Below are 14,349 nucleotides of genomic sequence, written 5' to 3' on the forward strand. Positions count from 1 at the left end.
GGGACTGTCTGTGCCCGGGTGATGAAGCAGGAGGGCGCGATGAGTCTCCTCGTTGTTGGCGATCAGAACAGAGCCAGGGCCGAGACCAGGTCGGCGAAGGATGGCCCCCTGCCGGCTCGGGTGTCCACGTCCTGCGCACGACGGCCGTCGCCGGCTGCCTCCCACCTCCATTCGGATGCGACCTTCATGGCCGACATGGACGCCGCCCGGGCCTCGCTGGCGATCAAGATCGCGGGCGTACTCTGAGATGGAGCGCAGGGCCGGCGAGCGACACCCGGCAGCGTCCATCGGCACCGAGGACTTCTCGCTCGTGCTGGGAGGGCCGCTGTATCGACTGCTGCTCAAGATGCGCCTCGCCCGGCCGCCGCTGAGACTCCTGCGTCGCCGCATGCTGGCGATCGTCGCGCTCGCGTGGCTGCCGCTGCTTCTGCTCAGCATCGCGGAAGGCAGCGCAGTGTCTGGCGTCACGATTCCGTTCCTGTCGGACGTCGAAGCCTATGCACGCTTCTTGGTGGCATTGCCCTTGCTGCTGTTCGCGGACGTGATCCTCCACCGGCGACTTGCCGAAGTCGTTGCACAGTTCCGGCGAAGCCAGGTCGTGTCGGCGGATGTCGTGCCGCGTTTCGAGGAGGCTGTCGCCTCGGCGGTTCGCCTGCGTGATTCCGCGCTGGTCGAGTTCGCGATCCTGGCCATCGTGTTCGTCGCGGCACCGTTGGCATGGCATTACGCCCCTGCGCTTCCGGCCAGCACCTGGTACGCCAACGTCCAGGCCGGGCGGGTCGACCTGACGCGTGCGGGCTGGTGGTTCGTGCATGCGAGCGTGCCGCTGTCGCAGTTCATGATCCTGCGCCTCTACTTCCGCCTGTACATCTGGGGACGTTTCCTGTGGCAGGTGTCGCGGCTGCCCTTGCATCTCACGCCAGCCCATCCCGACCGCGCAGGCGGGCTCGGCTTCCTGCAGGACAGCGTGGCCGGCTTCGTGCCGCTGCTGCTCGCACAAGCCATCACCGTGTCCGGATTCATTGCCAGCCGTGTGCTGTTCGACGGCCGCAACGTGCTCGACTTCCGCATCGAGCTGGTGGCCCTCGCGGTGACGCTGCTGGTGGTGGTCCTGCTGCCCTTGTCCCTGTTCACGATGCGCCTCATCGAAACGCGGCGGACGGCGCTGAGCGGCTACGGCGGACTGGCCTCCTCCTATGTGCACGAATTCGACCGCAAATGGCTTCAAGGCGAGGCGCCGCGCGACGAAGCGCTTCTTGGCAGTGCGGACATCCAATCCCTCGCCGACCTTGCGGGTAGCTACGACATCGTGCGCGGCATGCGCCCGATGCCCTTCGACACCCGCGTGGTGATCCAGGTACTGGCCGCCATCGTGCTTCCGTTCCTGCCACTGGTGTTCACGGTGTTCTCGTTGCCGGAGCTGCTGCGTCGCCTGGTCCAGGTGCTGCTGTGATGTCCGGTGGAAGCGTGCGGTTGCCGCGTTCGAATCCCTTCCGAAGGAGAGTTGCGATGAATGCACTGATGAAGACCTCACCAACCAAGGGCAGGGACCTGCGACGTGCGGCGCTCGGAACCGCGCTGTGTGTCGCCGGTCTTTCGCCCCTGGCACAAGCGGCCGACGGTGGCGGTTGGGAGTGGATGGTGGCGCCGTACGGATGGGCCGTGAGCATCGGCACCGATCTGGAGAGGGGCGTGCCGCCTGCGGGCGGCATCAGCAACGATACCGGCTTCGACGATATCGTCGACAAGATCGACGGCGCCTTCCAGCTCCACGTGGAAGGGCAGGGCGAACATCTCGGCATGTTCACGGACTTCACGTTCCTCGGCTTGGCGGACAGCAACGACCACCCCCGCTTCCACACGGAAGCCGACCTGGATACGCGCCTGTTCGAACTGGCGGCCGTATGGAGCCCTGGTGAAGGCCGCTACCGGGGATGGGACCTGTTCGCCGGCCTGCGTTACATCGACGTCGACCTGACCGTGCGGTTCGACCCGGAGAATCCGCAGTTCGAATCGACGACCTTCGACGGCGGCGATTCCTTCAGCGACCTCATGGTCGGCGCGCGCTACACGTGGGCACTTTCCGATCGCTGGGGCGTGACATTGCGCGGAGACGGTTCCTTCGGCGACACCGAGGGCACCTGGAACGCCAGTGTGGTGGGGACGTACCGGATGAAGCATGGCGCGTGGCTGTTCGGCTACCGCTACCTCTCGGCCGAATTCGAGACCGGAGACAGCTCCACCGAGATCACCTTGAACGGGCCGATGGTCGGCTACGGGTTCATGTTCTGAGCAGGAGAACGCAATGCGCAAGCTGATCCGCATCATGGTCGCCGTCGCCCTGTCCGCATGCGTGGCATCGGCATGGGCACAGAAACCAAGCGCCTATCCCGGCAAGGGACAGAGTGCCGAACAGCAGGGCCAGGACGACAGCCAGTGCCTGGCCTGGGCGAAGCAGGACACCGGCATCGATCCGACAACCGTGGCCGGCACGCTGACCGCACCCAAGGGACCGCAGGGAGAGCGCATCCGCGGCGCGGCGCGCGGCGCCGTGCTCGGGGAGGTCGTCAGCGACGATGCCGGCACGGGCGCCGCCATCGGCGCGCTGGCAGGCGGACGCCGCGCGCGCATCAACCAGGCGACGCATGCGCAACAGGCGCAGGCGCAGCAGTCGCAACAGCTCGATACCTATTACCGCGCGTACGGCGCCTGCATGCAGGGCCGGGGCTATAGCGTCAACTAGCAGCCGTCGGGAGACCGTCATGTACGAGCCGCGCAATCGTTCGATCTTGGTGTTGGCGCTGCTGGTGGCGGCGCCGGCGGCATGGGCCCAGAACGCCGACGAGCTTGCCAGGCAACTGTCGAATCCCATCGCCAGCCTCACCAGCGTGCCGATGCAACTCAACTACGACGATGGTATCGGTCCGCTGGACGATGGCGACAAGTTCACGATCAACGTGCAGCCGGTGATCCCGGTCTCGATCGGCGAAAGCTGGAACATGATCTCGCGGACGATCCTGCCGGTCGTCTACCAGCAGGACGTGTTTCCCGGCGCAGGCAGCCAGTTCGGCCTCGGCGATACCTTGCAGAGCCTGTTCTTCTCGCCCAAAGCCTTGACCGAAGGGGGGTGGACCTGGGGCGTGGGTCCCGCGTTGCTGGTTCCGACCGCGACGGATGACCTCCTCGGCGGCGAGAAATGGGGCGCCGGTCCCACGGCGGTCGCGCTCAGGCAGACCCGATCCGGCTGGACGTACGGCGCGCTGGCGAATCATCTGTGGTCGTTCGCGGGAGACAGCGATCGAGCCGGCATCAGCGCCACCTACCTGCAGCCCTTCATGGCCAAGAGTCTGGGCAAGGGTCGCACCGTATCGGTCGCGATCGAATCCACCTACGACTGGAAGAACGCGCAGTGGACGGTGCCGCTCAACATCGGCTACAGCCAGGTCGGTCGCATCGGTCAGCAAATGGTGAGTTGGCAGGGCGGAGTTCGCTACTACATGGAGGCACCCGACACCGGGGCCGAGTGGGGCCTGCGGTTCACCTTCACGCTCCTTTATCCAAAGAAATGAGCGGGCGCCCAGGACCAGGGAGGCGGCAGTTGTGGGTGTTCCGCACCCGTCATTTCAAAGCGCTGGCAACAACGGAAGCCGTCGCGCAGGGCGCGCCTACGGCCGAGCAGCTGCAGAAGCTCGCCGAGGCAGGCTACGAATCGGACCCGAAGCGCGAATTGCCCCTTGGGGCAATTTCGTCCGGGGGGCGGAAGTGCTGGAATCGCGGTGCGCAGTGCGGGTCCGCCTTGCGCGATGCGCCCATCAACGGAGAAAACGTTCATGGCTACTTCCAATCCCTATCGCCACTGGCTACGGATCGCCATGGGTGGCCTGTTGCTGGCCGCGGCCGGCCTGATGCCCGCATCGGCCCAGGATGCCGCTGACGCCGAGGTCGATGCCGCAATCGATACCGATGAAACGGCGTCACTCGAGTTCGATTCCGTCATCTCGCCGGATGCCCAGGCGGTGCTGGACCGGATGGCCGCCACCTTCGATGGCTTGAAGCGATATGCGGTGACCGCGCACATCACCCGCGATGAAGTGTTGCCGTTCGGCTACAAACTGCAGCACAACGAATCGGCGCGCATGTGGGTGGATGCACCCACCCGGATGCGGATTGAAGTCGCGGGCGACATCAAGAATCGCACCTATGTCTACGACGGCGCGCAAGTGAGCATGTTGGTGCCCGACCTGAACGTATACGCCGAGACCGCAGCCCCAGCCACCTTGGGCGAACTCGTCCGCGTGCTGCTGGATGCCGGAGTCGAGATGCCGCTGATCGACATGCTGTACCACGGCAAAGCCGGCGACCTTACCGAAGACGTCCGGGTCGGCCTGTTGGTCGGAGACAGCGTGGTGGATGGCGTGTTGACCGACCATCTGGCGTTCCGGCAGCCCAACGTCGACTGGCAGCTGTGGGTGGAGAAAGGCGCGCAGGCACTGCCACGGAAGTTGCTCATCACCACCCGTTACGAAGTCGGTGATCCGCAGTACGAGGCGATCCTGCAGTGGGACACCAAGCCGCGCATGGACGCGAAGTCGTTCACGTTCGTGCCGCCCCCGGGCGCCACCAAGATCCCGTACAACACCAAGCTGGTCGCCGATGGAGGTGACAAATGAACATCCAGCGCACGCCGGGCAGAACGCTCGCAACGCCACGCACTACTTTGCGCACGGCCCTGCTTGCCGCGGTTTTCCTGTTTGGGGCGGTGGCCATGCTCATCCCCGAGGACGCATCCGCTCGCCGCGGCGGCGGAGGTGGGGGCGGTCGCTCGATGGCGCGCAGTTCGGTGAGCGGCGCCTCCATGGGTGCGGCCAACCGGGGCGGTGCCAACCGGGGCAGTGCCAGCCGGGGTGGAGGCAGCATGTCCGCGGGCAACCGGGCCAGCGCGGGCAACCGGATGAGTGGCAGCGGCAACCGGGCCAGTACAGGCGACCGTGCCAACGCCGGCAATCGTGTCAATACCGGCGACCGTACAAATACAGGAAACCGCGTCAATACCGGCGACGTCAATATTGACCGCGGTGACGTGAACATCGATGTCGACGGTGGGTACGGCTGGGGCAACGGGGTGCGCTATCCGGTTGCTGCCGGCATCGCGGTGGGCGCCGCGGTTGGAACGGCGATCGCAGTCGGTTCGATGTACGCCGCGGTGCCGTCCGGCTGCCCGATCGTCCACACCTATGCGACGCCGTACTACTACTGTGGCGGCTATTACTACCAGCAGCAGATGCAGGGCGACGACGTCGTGTACGTGGTCGTGACGCCCTGACCGTCGGCAAAAAGGGCAGCGGCCCGGGCCATGTCGCCAGGAAACGCCACGATGCGGGTGCTGCAGGTCGCCATGCTGCTTTCGCTGGCAAGCGCCGGCGCGGCGTTCGCGCAATCCGCTCGGGTCGCGACCGCGGCCGCCGGCCATTCCTGCGGTGCGCGCATCGACGGCGATACGCGTCCCCGCATCGGCCTGGCGCTTGGCGGCGGCGGCGCGCGCGGCATCGCCCATATCAGCGTGTTGCGCGTGATCGAGGAACTGCATATCCCGATCGACTGCGTGGCCGGCACCAGCATGGGCGCGCTGGTCGGCGGGCTCTATGCATCCGGCATGTCGGTGGACGAGATGGAAGAACTGGTCGTCTCCACCGACTGGAAGCGCCTGTTCGACGACTCCCTGGCACGGCCGGAGCGGTCGTTCCGGCGCAAGCAGGATGATCGCGACGGGCTCACCACGGTCGGCGTGGGCATTGGCCGGGGCGGCATCCGGGTGTCGCCGGGCTTGCTGCAGGGCGAACGCATCCTCGCGATGTTCGAGAACGCTACGCTCGGGGTCAGCGCGGTCGACGATTTTGATCTCCTGCCGATCCCGTATCGCGCGGTGGCGACCGACCTCAACACCGGCCAGCCCGTCGTGCTCGACCATGGCAGCCTGGCGATGGCGATGCGCGCGAGCATGTCGCTGCCGGGCGTGTTCCAGCCGGTCGAGATCGATGGGCGGGTCCTGCTGGATGGCGGCCTGGTCAACCAGGTGCCGGTGGATGTCGTGCGCGCGATGGGTGCCGACGTCGTCATCGCGGTCGATGTCGGGACGCCGCTGGCGCAGCTGGACCGCGATGCGAGCCTGCTCGAGGTGGTGTCGCAGATCACCGGGATGATGACCACCGGCAATACCGGGCGGCAGCTGGCGGAGCTTCGCGAGTCGGACGTGCTGGTGCTGCCCCAGCTGGGCGACGTGGTCGCAACCGGCGACTTCACCAAGGCGCGCGAGGCGCTGGAGATGGGGGCGCAGGCCGCCGAGGCATCACGGGATGAGCTGACGGGCCTGTCGGTGCCAGCCGGGCTGCATGCCGCGTCACTGGAAGCACGTCCGCGGTTCGCTGCGGGTGCGCCGGTGGTCGAGTTCGTGCGGCTGGAGAACGAAACCGGCTATGCCGATGAACTGCTGCTGGCGCAGGTGCCGATCCCGATCGGCGAACCGCTGGACAGCGCACGGATCGAGGCCAGGCTGCTCCGGGCGTACGGCCTGGGCACGCTGTCCAGCATCACCTACGAAGTCGTGCGCGAGGATGGCCGCACGGGCGTGCTGCTGCGGGCCCGGCCCAAGCCGCATGGCCCCAACTACCTGCAGCTCGGCCTCACCCTCAATACCGACTTCGAGGGCGCGTTCGAAAGCAACCTGCGGATGGCGGTGCTGTTCTCGCCGCTCTCGCGGCTGGGCGCCGAGGGGCGCATCGCGGCCACCATCGGCAGCGAGCCGGGGCTGGAAGGCGAGTACTACCACCCCTTGGACGTGGCCAACCGCAACCTGCTGTACGCCCGGCTGGGCTACGACAACCCGAACATCCATGTGTTCAACACCGCTGGAGAGAACGTCGCCACCTATGACGTGCGCGTGGTCGGTCTCGAGCTGCGGGCGGCACGCGAGTTCGGCAATGTCGGCGCGGCGGGCATCGGGGTGCGGCGCGCGACCGGGCGGGCCACCGTCGAAGTCGGCGATCCACTGCTCGATGAGTTCGACTTCGAACAGGGCGAGCTGTTCGCCACGATCACGATCGACAGGCTCGACAGCCTGTTCTTCCCCCGCAGCGGCTACTACGGCCTGCTGGGCTACACCGTGTCCCGGGACTGGCTGGGAAGCGATGTCGAGTTCGACCAGTTCGACCTGGATGCCCTCGGCGCCAGGAGCTTCGGCAATCACGCGCTGCAGCTCGGTGCCAGGTACCACGTCACCACGTCGGGCACGCTGCCGGTGCAGAGCAGGTACCGGCTGGGAGGTCGTGCGCGGCTGGCTGGCTTCAGGCTCAACGAGCTGACCGGCCAGCATTATGCGCTGCTGCTCGTGGGTTACACCTACCAGCTGGCCGAGCTCTTCGGGCGCTCCGCACAGGTGGGCGCCACGATCGAGTACGGCAATGCCTGGGAGCGCCGCCAGGACATGGCCTTCGACGACGGCATCCTCAACGCGAGCGTGTACACCGGATTCGATTCATGGCTGGGCCCGATGCTGTTCGGCGTCGGCTGGCGCGAGCATGGCGGCGGCGTGCTGTTCCTCGAGGTCGGTCGACCGTTCTGATGCGTTGCGATCTGCGTGAACCGTTGTACCGCATTACGGAAAAGGAGATGGAATCATGAAAGCCGGTTGCAGGATCATCATCGCGCTCGCGCTGGCAGGCGGAAGCTGCTTCGCGTTTGCCGTGGAACCCCGGCCCCGACCCGCGCTTGCGGAGGAGGCGACCGAGGCGCTGGAAGACATCGGAGCCGAGCTGCGCGGGCTGGACAGCTATGCGTTGGCGATGGACGTGTCCACCAGGGCTGCGGTCGGGGGCGGGAAGTACCGCGACTTCTCGGGCACCGTCCACTACTCCGTGAAGGCACCGAGCCACCTTGTCGCCAGGATCCAGGGCAAGGGAGTGGATCGCCAGGTGTTCTACGACGGCCAGACGATCACGGTCTACGCGCCCCTCCAGCGCGTGTACGCGCGCATTGAGGCGCCCGGAACAATCAGGACGTTGCTCGAGCAGGTGCGGGCAAGGAAGGGGATCGAGCTGCCGGTCGTCGACCTGTTCGCGTGGGGCGTACCGGACGGCCCGATGTCTTCGGTCACCCGGGCGAGCTACGCGGGCAGGGGCATGGTCCGTGGACGGGAATGCGAGCACTACGCCTATGCGGAGGCAGGAGTGTCATGGGAGGTGTGGGCCGACGATGACCATCTGCCGTGCAAGGTGGTGATGGTTGATGCCACGGACGCCGGGCTGCCCGGGTATCGCGCGGAGCTGAGCTGGGACACCGCGGCGCAACCGGCGGACGGGGACTTCGTGTTTGCACCCGGGGAGGGTGTCACGCAGGTCGAGTTGTCGCAGATTTCCGAAACAGATCATCCCCCGGGTGAGGGACCCTGAGGCGGAACGGAATTCATCCCCTGACCCAGGCGTCCGCCCTGTCGGCGGAAGGCGTCGTGAAGTAGGCGATCTGCGTCTTCCGGAACCCCTGTCCGACGAAGGCCAGTGCCTCGTCGCGCCAGGACGCGTCGCCCACGATCGCGATGCGTGCGATGCGGTCGCCGTACTCGATCGTGAACTGCAGGTCGTCGTCCCAGCCCTCGTCGCGCGCCCAGCCCCGGAAGCCATCGAGCACCAGCAGGAGGCGGACCTCTCCACCGCCGTCGATCAGGCGGCGCGCCAGCGCCTCGAGCATCCTCTGGTCCGCGAGCGTCATCTCGCCCGTCAGCCGGGCATGCACGACGCCCGCGTCATCCGCCTGCGTGATCTGGACGCTCACGTATCCTCCCGCCTGGGCATTGCGTCGGGCACATAGCGCGCGACGGCTTCCTCGATGCCCTTGCTCAGGGCCATCACCTTGTCGGCGTACTCGAACAGGCGCTGGTCGGCCTCGCCGCTGGGGGTCCAGGTCGGGACCTCCAGCGGCGTGCCGGTGTCGCGGTCGACCGCAACGAACACGATGACGCAATGCGTGCACAGCCGGTCGTCGCCGCCCATCGGGTCGCGCGCACGCACGCCCACGCCGAACTGCATCGATGTCCGCCCGGTGCGCACCAGCCGTGCCGAGACCGTGACGAGGTCGGTGATCCGCACCGGCGCGACGAACCTGATGCCGCCCACCGCAACAGTGACGCAGTAATGGCCGCTCCATCCGACCGCTGCGGCGAAGCCGGCCTGGTCGATCCACTTCATCACCGTTCCGCCGTGCACCTTGCCGCCGTAGTTGACGTCGGTCGGCTCGGCGAGGAATCGCAGGGTGAGGCTGTGCGGGCGCCCGCTCATGTGCAGCCCTCCGCTGGGGGAATCCGGAGTGTACGTCTGATCCGCGCCTGCGGAACCCCGCCGCCGCATGCACCCAAAGGGCAATTGTGGCGCCTTCGACGCAGGCGCACGCGTATAGCCTGAACGCTGTCCCTCCGGCCCCGGATTTGGGCCGTGTAGCCTAGCGATTGGTTGATGATCGCTGTGGGTGCAATGTTGCAAATATGCAGCCTCGCCCCTTGAAGTGTGTGAGTTGACCCGTCGCTGATGCCGGGACACCATGGGCCTGCCGTACGGTGCGAGGAACAGGGATGATGCTCGACGGATCGAAGCGACTTTTGGCAGCCATGTTGCTGCTCTTGGTAATGGGACAAGGGTGTGCCCGATCGCCGTCGCCGGAGGCGACTCCGCAAAATCCGGTGACGAGTTACGCTGCCCCGACGACTTCAACTGATTCGAACCGCGGTGGACTGGCTAACCCGCTTCCTGCCCGGTCAACCAATATTCCGACCGTTGCGGCCGCGGCGACAGGCGGGTCTGCAGCGAAAGATTGCGATGCGCTACCGCTTGTGGAGAAGGAGGCGTGCTACGCCAGCTACGACGAAGGTGAGCTGGCCGAGTGCGAGGAGGTACGTCTCTACAGTTGCGCCCCCTACGCCCGCGTGCATCGGGCAGAGGTGGAGCTCAAGCAGGTTAGTGAAGTCGTGCTACAGGAAGTGCGCGACACCTACGCCTCCTATGAGGATAACCAGCCGGGCTACGTGAAGGACGTCGAGAGCGCTTACGTAGCCGCCGACAGCGCGTGGCGTGCATACCGGGATGCGCATTGCGCGCTGGAGCCGGTCGTTCAAGGCATGTCCCGTCAGGAGGCTCCCGGACTCACCGAGGCGTGCCGCGCAAGCATGACGGAGGCGCGGGTCAAGGAACTCAAGGAGCAAAAGTCCACGCTGTTTGCGGAAGGAGCCGGCAATGACGAGCGGAAATGATGAGCGGCGGATCTACGACCCGCTAGATCGTACGACTTTCGACGCTATCGCTTACAACGCCGTTGGGCGCGCGTCCGAGATCAATACCTTCCCCGCGCTGAGCCTGACACACAGTAGTGGCAACTCTGGCTGGAGCGTTGGCATCGTGCAGTGGGACTTTGGCCAACCTGGGCGTGGCGAGAAGGTGCATGAGCTGATGTCCGGCTACCAGGGATGGGCTAGTCCGGACCAGCGATTCTCACCAGCAGAGGTGAATGATCTAACCCGACGCCTGCAAACCCGCGGCCAGTCCGGCAACGCATTGAACGGCGAGGAGCAGGCGCGCCTGAACGAATACCTTCGCTCCGATTCCGGTCGCGAGTTGGTGAGCTCGCTCAACCAGGAACAGATCGACAAAAAGTGGCAAAACGTCGGTGAGCCGCTTTCCCGGATCGAATGGCTGCGCGATCTGCGTCAGGCCGATCCTGCACAGGCGACCGAAATCGTCGCGCAGGCAATGAAGCTCTACAACCAGAACGAGATACGTGGTGAGCGGCTCATCACCCATCTACAGAACAATGAACTGACTGCCGCGGAAACACGCGATTGGATCGGATCGCAAGGGATCAGTGGATTGAATCCCGCTGCACGTCAAGCGATTGTCACGGGACGCGACAACGCGATTGCAGGTGCCCGACTCATGAACGCCCTAGAGCTCGGCGAAGGACGGCTCGCGCAGGCTTGGCAGCGCGAGGTTCACGAAAGGGGTAGTCCGTCGCTTTACGAGGGGTTCAACAACAACCCTGATGTGCAATTGCTGGACGCTATGATGCGCAGCCCAGCTGCAGGGCGCACGATCCTTGATCACGTAGACAACGACCAGCCGGCACGGGGCGTCAGCATTCGTGCGGCCCGACCCAATGCTGCGCTGGAAATGTCCCGCGTTGAGCTCGAACGTCCGGCGATCTGACCGTTACCAGCCCCAATGCGGACACATTTGAGATGACCCGCGATGGTTGGAACCGGAACGGCGTCCCGATGCAGGTTCAGCAAGGTCGGGCGATAGATGCGCCCGATCACACAGATGGCCTCCGCTCGCGCCCGCTGATACCCGGAGACGAACGAAACCCTGATCAGGCGCAGGCGCAAGGCCAGCCCAAGTCTTTGCTCGACCGCTTGTACGAGGCGGCGGTCAACAAGGACGACAAGGCGATGGACGCCGCATTGATGGAATATGGCCAAAGCCTTGCAGGGCAGCAGTTTCAGCGCGAAATCGCGGGCGAGGAAAGGCTGTGGCTGGCCGAGGTTCGCCAGGCCGAGTTGCAGGCGCAGCTTGTCGAGCAGCAACGGATGGCACAGCAGATGGAGCGCAGTGGTCCGGTAATGTCGATGTAGCTGGGGGCGAGGCAATGGATCAGGAAGAAGGGAAGCTGGCCAAGCTTGGGTTCATCATCAAGCACTACGCGGATCGGAGCGAGGCGGCGGCTGCGAGGATGGAGCAGGGCGCGGCATCGCTGGAGCGCGGCGCCAGCGCCATGCTTTCCCAGGGACAGAGCCTGGCCAGCGCAGTGGTCAATGGCGTCAAAGGCCACGTTGCCGATGACATCAAGCAATGCGTGGGCCGTTCCATTGCGCCTGTGCATGAGATGCTCGGCTCTGATGCAAAGTCGATCGCGCGACTGGTCCAGGAGTTGCAAGCCGAGCGCGAAGCGATCAAGGCCGAGCGACGCAAATGGACGGTGGTCGGGATGGGTGGCTTGGCGACTTGTGCTGTACTGGCTTTCGCCGGCATTGCAGCTTGGGGAGCGTACTGGAAGAACAATGCGGCGGGCGCCAGGGCGGAGTTGGCATGGGTCGAGGCCGTCAATGATTCGGATTTCGTACCCTGCGGCGACAAGCGTGTGTGCGCGAATGTGGACATGCAGGCCAAACCCATCCAGGGGAAATACAGGCCAGTCAAGCAGAGGGAGTAGCCTCGCCACGCGTGCGATGCGCATTGTTCTGCCGGCGATGTGCTGTGGGCGTGCTCGGGGGATCGTCGCGCGCGGGTGTTCGCCGTGCGCTACCCTGTCCCCTTCCCGCGTGCCCGTTCTGTTCCTGCCCTGCCTGTCGCCGTGACCACACCCGCCGTTTCGCCCTCGATCGACCCCGCCCGGCTGCGCTTGTCCGTCGCTCCGATGATGGACTGGACCGACAACCACTGCCGGGTCTTCCATCGCCTGCTTGCGCCACACGCCCGGCTGTACAGCGAAATGGTGCACGCCAACGCCGTGATCCATGGCGACCGCGCCAGGCTGCTGGCGATGGACCCGATGGAGCATCCGGTGGCGCTGCAGCTCGGCGGCAGCGAACCGCCACTGCTGGCGCAGGCCGCGCGCGTCGGCGCCGACCATGGTTTCGACGAGATCAACCTCAACGTCGGCTGCCCGTCCGATCGCGTGCAGGCCGGTCGCTTCGGCGCCTGCCTGATGCGCGAACCCGCACTCGTCGCCGACAGCGTCGCGGCGATGATCGCCGCGGTCGACGTGCCGGTCACGGTGAAGTGCCGCCTCGGAGTCGACGACGATCACGAGTACGCGCGCTTCCTCGCCTTCATCGATACGGTTGCCGCCGCCGGCTGCCGGATGTTCGTGGTGCATGCGCGCAACGCCTGGCTGAAGGGCCTGTCGCCGAAGGAGAACCGCGAAGTGCCACCGCTGCGCTACGACTGGGCCTACGCCCTCAAGCGCGAGCGCCCGGAGCTGACCGTGGTCGTCAACGGCGGTATCGCGGACGCAGGCGAGGCGACGGCACACTTGGCGCACACCGACGGCGCGATGCTCGGCCGTGCCGCGTATCACGACCCCTGGCTGTTGCATCGCCTCGACGTGGCCTGGTTCGGGGGCGAGCTGTCCACGCGCGCTGACGTGCTGCGTTCGATGCGCCCCTACGTCGAAGGCCAGCTCGCGCGCGGCGCGCAGCTCAAGCACATCACCCGCCACCTGCTCGGCCTGTTCCACGGCGAGCGTGGCGGCCGCGCCTTCCGCCAGGTGTTGAGCGAGGGCGCGCACAAGCCAGGTGCCGACTGGGCGCTGGTCGAGGCCGCGATCGCCACCACCCGGGGCGACGCCCGCGTCGCTGCCTGAGGAGTCTGTTTCGATGCTGACCCGTGACACCGGCGCCTTCCTCGCGTTCGCGCGCGACTGCGCCCCCGGCTTCGGCGCGGCCACCGCGCGCGCGGCTTTCCTGGTTGCACCGGACGGCTTCGGCCGTGCCGACGAATCCGCCACCGACAACCGCTACATGGCCGATGCCGATAGCTTCGACGCGGCGCGCGCTTCCGCCGAGCACCGGGGACTGCAGCGCGCGCTCTCGGAGATCCTGCCGACCATCTGCTTCGCAGGCGATCCGGACGCGCCCGACGCGCTGTTCCCCAACAACGTGTTCGCCACCGCGCCCGGCACCCTGGTGGTCGGCCGCATGCGCCACCCGGTGCGCCGCCGCGAGGCCGGGCGCGCGGATATCCGCGGCTTCTTCCGTGACGTCCTTGGCTATGCGGTGCGCGACCTGTCGCAGCAGCCGCATCCCTGCGAACTGACCGGCGCGCTGGTGGTCGACCGCGCCCGCGGCCTGGGCCTGTGTGGCTTGTCCGAGCGCTGCGACGAGGAAGGCGCGCGGCTGATGCACGAGGCGCTGGGCCTGCGCGCCACGTTGATGTTCGATCTCGCGCCGGGCGAGTACCACACCAACGTCGTGCTCGCGGTGCTGGCGGGTCGCGCCGCGATCATCTGTCCGGGCGGCTTCGCCGACCCGGCCGTCAGCGATGCCATCGCGGCGTTGTACGCGCCACACGTGGTGACGCTCTCGCAGGCCGAGCAGTCCGCCTTTGCCGGGAACGCGATCAGCCTGTCGGATGACGTGGCCTGGATGAGCACGCGGGCGGCGCAGGCCCTGACGCCGTCCAGCCGCGACGCGCTGGCCCGCGCCGGCTTCGGGATCCGGACGGTTCCGCTGGAGGCGATCGAAGCCGCAGGTGGCTCGCTGCGCTGCTGCGTGGCCGAAATCTACTGATGCAGCGCCGCTGCGCCACGACAATCATG

The 14,349-nt window shown here is 66.5% G+C and carries 16 protein-coding genes; 14 read left to right on the plus strand and 2 right to left on the minus strand.

Translation table 11 applies throughout. The features are described 5' to 3' along the window. The first annotated feature begins 247 nt into the window (after positions 1-247). The 8 genes from ACW5E8_RS11680 to ACW5E8_RS11715 all read left to right on the plus strand — a co-directional run bounded on the left by ACW5E8_RS11680 (position 248) and on the right by ACW5E8_RS11715 (position 8,444). The gene (locus ACW5E8_RS11680) at positions 248-1,453 is read left to right on the plus strand and encodes a hypothetical protein (RefSeq protein WP_456965693.1); all 1,206 of its coding nucleotides are present in this window, start codon (positions 248-250) and stop codon (positions 1,451-1,453) included. Between the two features lie 56 nt (positions 1,454-1,509). Next, positions 1,510-2,292, plus strand: a complete 783-nt coding sequence (locus ACW5E8_RS11685) for a hypothetical protein (protein ID WP_456965694.1) — start codon at positions 1,510-1,512, stop codon at positions 2,290-2,292. Between the two features lie 13 nt (positions 2,293-2,305). Next, the gene (locus ACW5E8_RS11690) at positions 2,306-2,743 is read left to right on the plus strand and encodes a hypothetical protein (protein ID WP_456965695.1); all 438 of its coding nucleotides are present in this window, start codon (positions 2,306-2,308) and stop codon (positions 2,741-2,743) included. A 19-nt stretch (positions 2,744-2,762) separates the two neighbouring features. Then, a complete protein-coding gene (locus ACW5E8_RS11695) occupies positions 2,763-3,569 on the plus strand; it encodes a transporter (RefSeq protein ID WP_456965696.1) in 807 nt (268 codons plus the stop codon). A 261-nt stretch (positions 3,570-3,830) separates the two neighbouring features. Continuing rightward, the gene (locus tag ACW5E8_RS11700) at positions 3,831-4,670 is read left to right on the plus strand and encodes a DUF2092 domain-containing protein (RefSeq protein ID WP_456965697.1); all 840 of its coding nucleotides are present in this window, start codon (positions 3,831-3,833) and stop codon (positions 4,668-4,670) included. After that, entirely contained in the window at positions 4,667-5,323 is a 657-nt protein-coding gene (locus ACW5E8_RS11705) for a hypothetical protein (protein ID WP_456965698.1), read from the plus strand. The genes ACW5E8_RS11700 and ACW5E8_RS11705 overlap by 4 nt, the downstream gene beginning before the upstream one ends. Positions 5,324-5,353: 30 nt before the next feature. Beyond that, positions 5,354-7,618, plus strand: coding sequence for a patatin-like phospholipase family protein (locus ACW5E8_RS11710; protein WP_456965699.1), 2,265 nt, complete (start codon positions 5,354-5,356; stop codon positions 7,616-7,618). Positions 7,619-7,673: 55 nt separating this feature from the next. Continuing rightward, entirely contained in the window at positions 7,674-8,444 is a 771-nt protein-coding gene (locus ACW5E8_RS11715) for a DUF2092 domain-containing protein (protein ID WP_456965700.1), read from the plus strand. A gap of 13 nt (positions 8,445-8,457) precedes the next feature. Here the strand turns inward: ACW5E8_RS11715 and ACW5E8_RS11720 are convergent, their stop codons facing one another. Continuing rightward, the gene (locus ACW5E8_RS11720; protein ID WP_456965701.1) at positions 8,458-8,823 is read right to left on the minus strand and encodes an STAS/SEC14 domain-containing protein; all 366 of its coding nucleotides are present in this window, start codon (positions 8,821-8,823) and stop codon (positions 8,458-8,460) included. Beyond that, entirely contained in the window at positions 8,820-9,326 is a 507-nt protein-coding gene (locus tag ACW5E8_RS11725; RefSeq protein ID WP_456965702.1) for an acyl-CoA thioesterase, read from the minus strand. Before ACW5E8_RS11725 ends, ACW5E8_RS11720 begins: the two co-directional genes overlap by 4 nt. A 290-nt stretch (positions 9,327-9,616) precedes the next feature. Between ACW5E8_RS11725 and ACW5E8_RS11730 the strand changes: the two genes are divergently transcribed. The 6 genes from ACW5E8_RS11730 (at position 9,617) to ACW5E8_RS11755 (ending at position 14,320) form a co-directional block, all read left to right on the plus strand. Then, a complete protein-coding gene (locus ACW5E8_RS11730) occupies positions 9,617-10,291 on the plus strand; it encodes a lysozyme inhibitor LprI family protein (protein ID WP_456965703.1) in 675 nt (224 codons plus the stop codon). After that, positions 10,275-11,240 (plus strand): hypothetical protein, encoded by a 966-nt coding sequence (locus ACW5E8_RS11735; RefSeq protein WP_456965704.1) that lies wholly within the window; start codon positions 10,275-10,277, stop codon positions 11,238-11,240. Before ACW5E8_RS11730 ends, ACW5E8_RS11735 begins: the two co-directional genes overlap by 17 nt. A gap of 32 nt (positions 11,241-11,272) precedes the next feature. Beyond that, on the plus strand, positions 11,273-11,665 hold the full coding sequence (locus ACW5E8_RS11740) for a hypothetical protein (protein WP_456965705.1): 393 nt from the start codon (positions 11,273-11,275) through the stop codon (positions 11,663-11,665). A gap of 14 nt (positions 11,666-11,679) precedes the next feature. After that, a complete protein-coding gene (locus ACW5E8_RS11745; protein ID WP_456965706.1) occupies positions 11,680-12,243 on the plus strand; it encodes a hypothetical protein in 564 nt (187 codons plus the stop codon). Positions 12,244-12,384: 141 nt separating this feature from the next. Then, on the plus strand, positions 12,385-13,395 hold the full coding sequence (gene dusA / locus ACW5E8_RS11750) for a tRNA dihydrouridine(20/20a) synthase DusA (RefSeq protein WP_456965707.1): 1,011 nt from the start codon (positions 12,385-12,387) through the stop codon (positions 13,393-13,395). Positions 13,396-13,408: 13 nt separating this feature from the next. Beyond that, a complete protein-coding gene (locus ACW5E8_RS11755) occupies positions 13,409-14,320 on the plus strand; it encodes an arginine deiminase-related protein (RefSeq protein WP_456965708.1) in 912 nt (303 codons plus the stop codon). Positions 14,321-14,349: the final 29 nt, after the last annotated feature.

It is taken from the genome of Luteimonas sp. A649, assembly GCF_054072735.1.

Coding starts and splice junctions, on each gene's coding strand:
- ACW5E8_RS11680 (WP_456965693.1), top strand. CDS start 248: ATGGAGCGCAGGGCCGGCGAGCGACACCCGGCAGCGTCCATCGGCACC.
- ACW5E8_RS11685 (WP_456965694.1), top strand. CDS start 1,510: ATGAATGCACTGATGAAGACCTCACCAACCAAGGGCAGGGACCTGCGA.
- ACW5E8_RS11690 (WP_456965695.1), top strand. CDS start 2,306: ATGCGCAAGCTGATCCGCATCATGGTCGCCGTCGCCCTGTCCGCATGC.
- ACW5E8_RS11695 (WP_456965696.1), top strand. CDS start 2,763: ATGTACGAGCCGCGCAATCGTTCGATCTTGGTGTTGGCGCTGCTGGTG.
- ACW5E8_RS11700 (WP_456965697.1), top strand. CDS start 3,831: ATGGCTACTTCCAATCCCTATCGCCACTGGCTACGGATCGCCATGGGT.
- ACW5E8_RS11705 (WP_456965698.1), top strand. CDS start 4,667: ATGAACATCCAGCGCACGCCGGGCAGAACGCTCGCAACGCCACGCACT.
- ACW5E8_RS11710 (WP_456965699.1), top strand. CDS start 5,354: ATGTCGCCAGGAAACGCCACGATGCGGGTGCTGCAGGTCGCCATGCTG.
- ACW5E8_RS11715 (WP_456965700.1), top strand. CDS start 7,674: ATGAAAGCCGGTTGCAGGATCATCATCGCGCTCGCGCTGGCAGGCGGA.
- ACW5E8_RS11725 (WP_456965702.1), bottom strand. CDS start 9,326: ATGAGCGGGCGCCCGCACAGCCTCACCCTGCGATTCCTCGCCGAGCCG.
- ACW5E8_RS11730 (WP_456965703.1), top strand. CDS start 9,617: ATGATGCTCGACGGATCGAAGCGACTTTTGGCAGCCATGTTGCTGCTC.
- ACW5E8_RS11735 (WP_456965704.1), top strand. CDS start 10,275: ATGACGAGCGGAAATGATGAGCGGCGGATCTACGACCCGCTAGATCGT.
- ACW5E8_RS11740 (WP_456965705.1), top strand. CDS start 11,273: ATGACCCGCGATGGTTGGAACCGGAACGGCGTCCCGATGCAGGTTCAG.
- ACW5E8_RS11745 (WP_456965706.1), top strand. CDS start 11,680: ATGGATCAGGAAGAAGGGAAGCTGGCCAAGCTTGGGTTCATCATCAAG.
- ACW5E8_RS11755 (WP_456965708.1), top strand. CDS start 13,409: ATGCTGACCCGTGACACCGGCGCCTTCCTCGCGTTCGCGCGCGACTGC.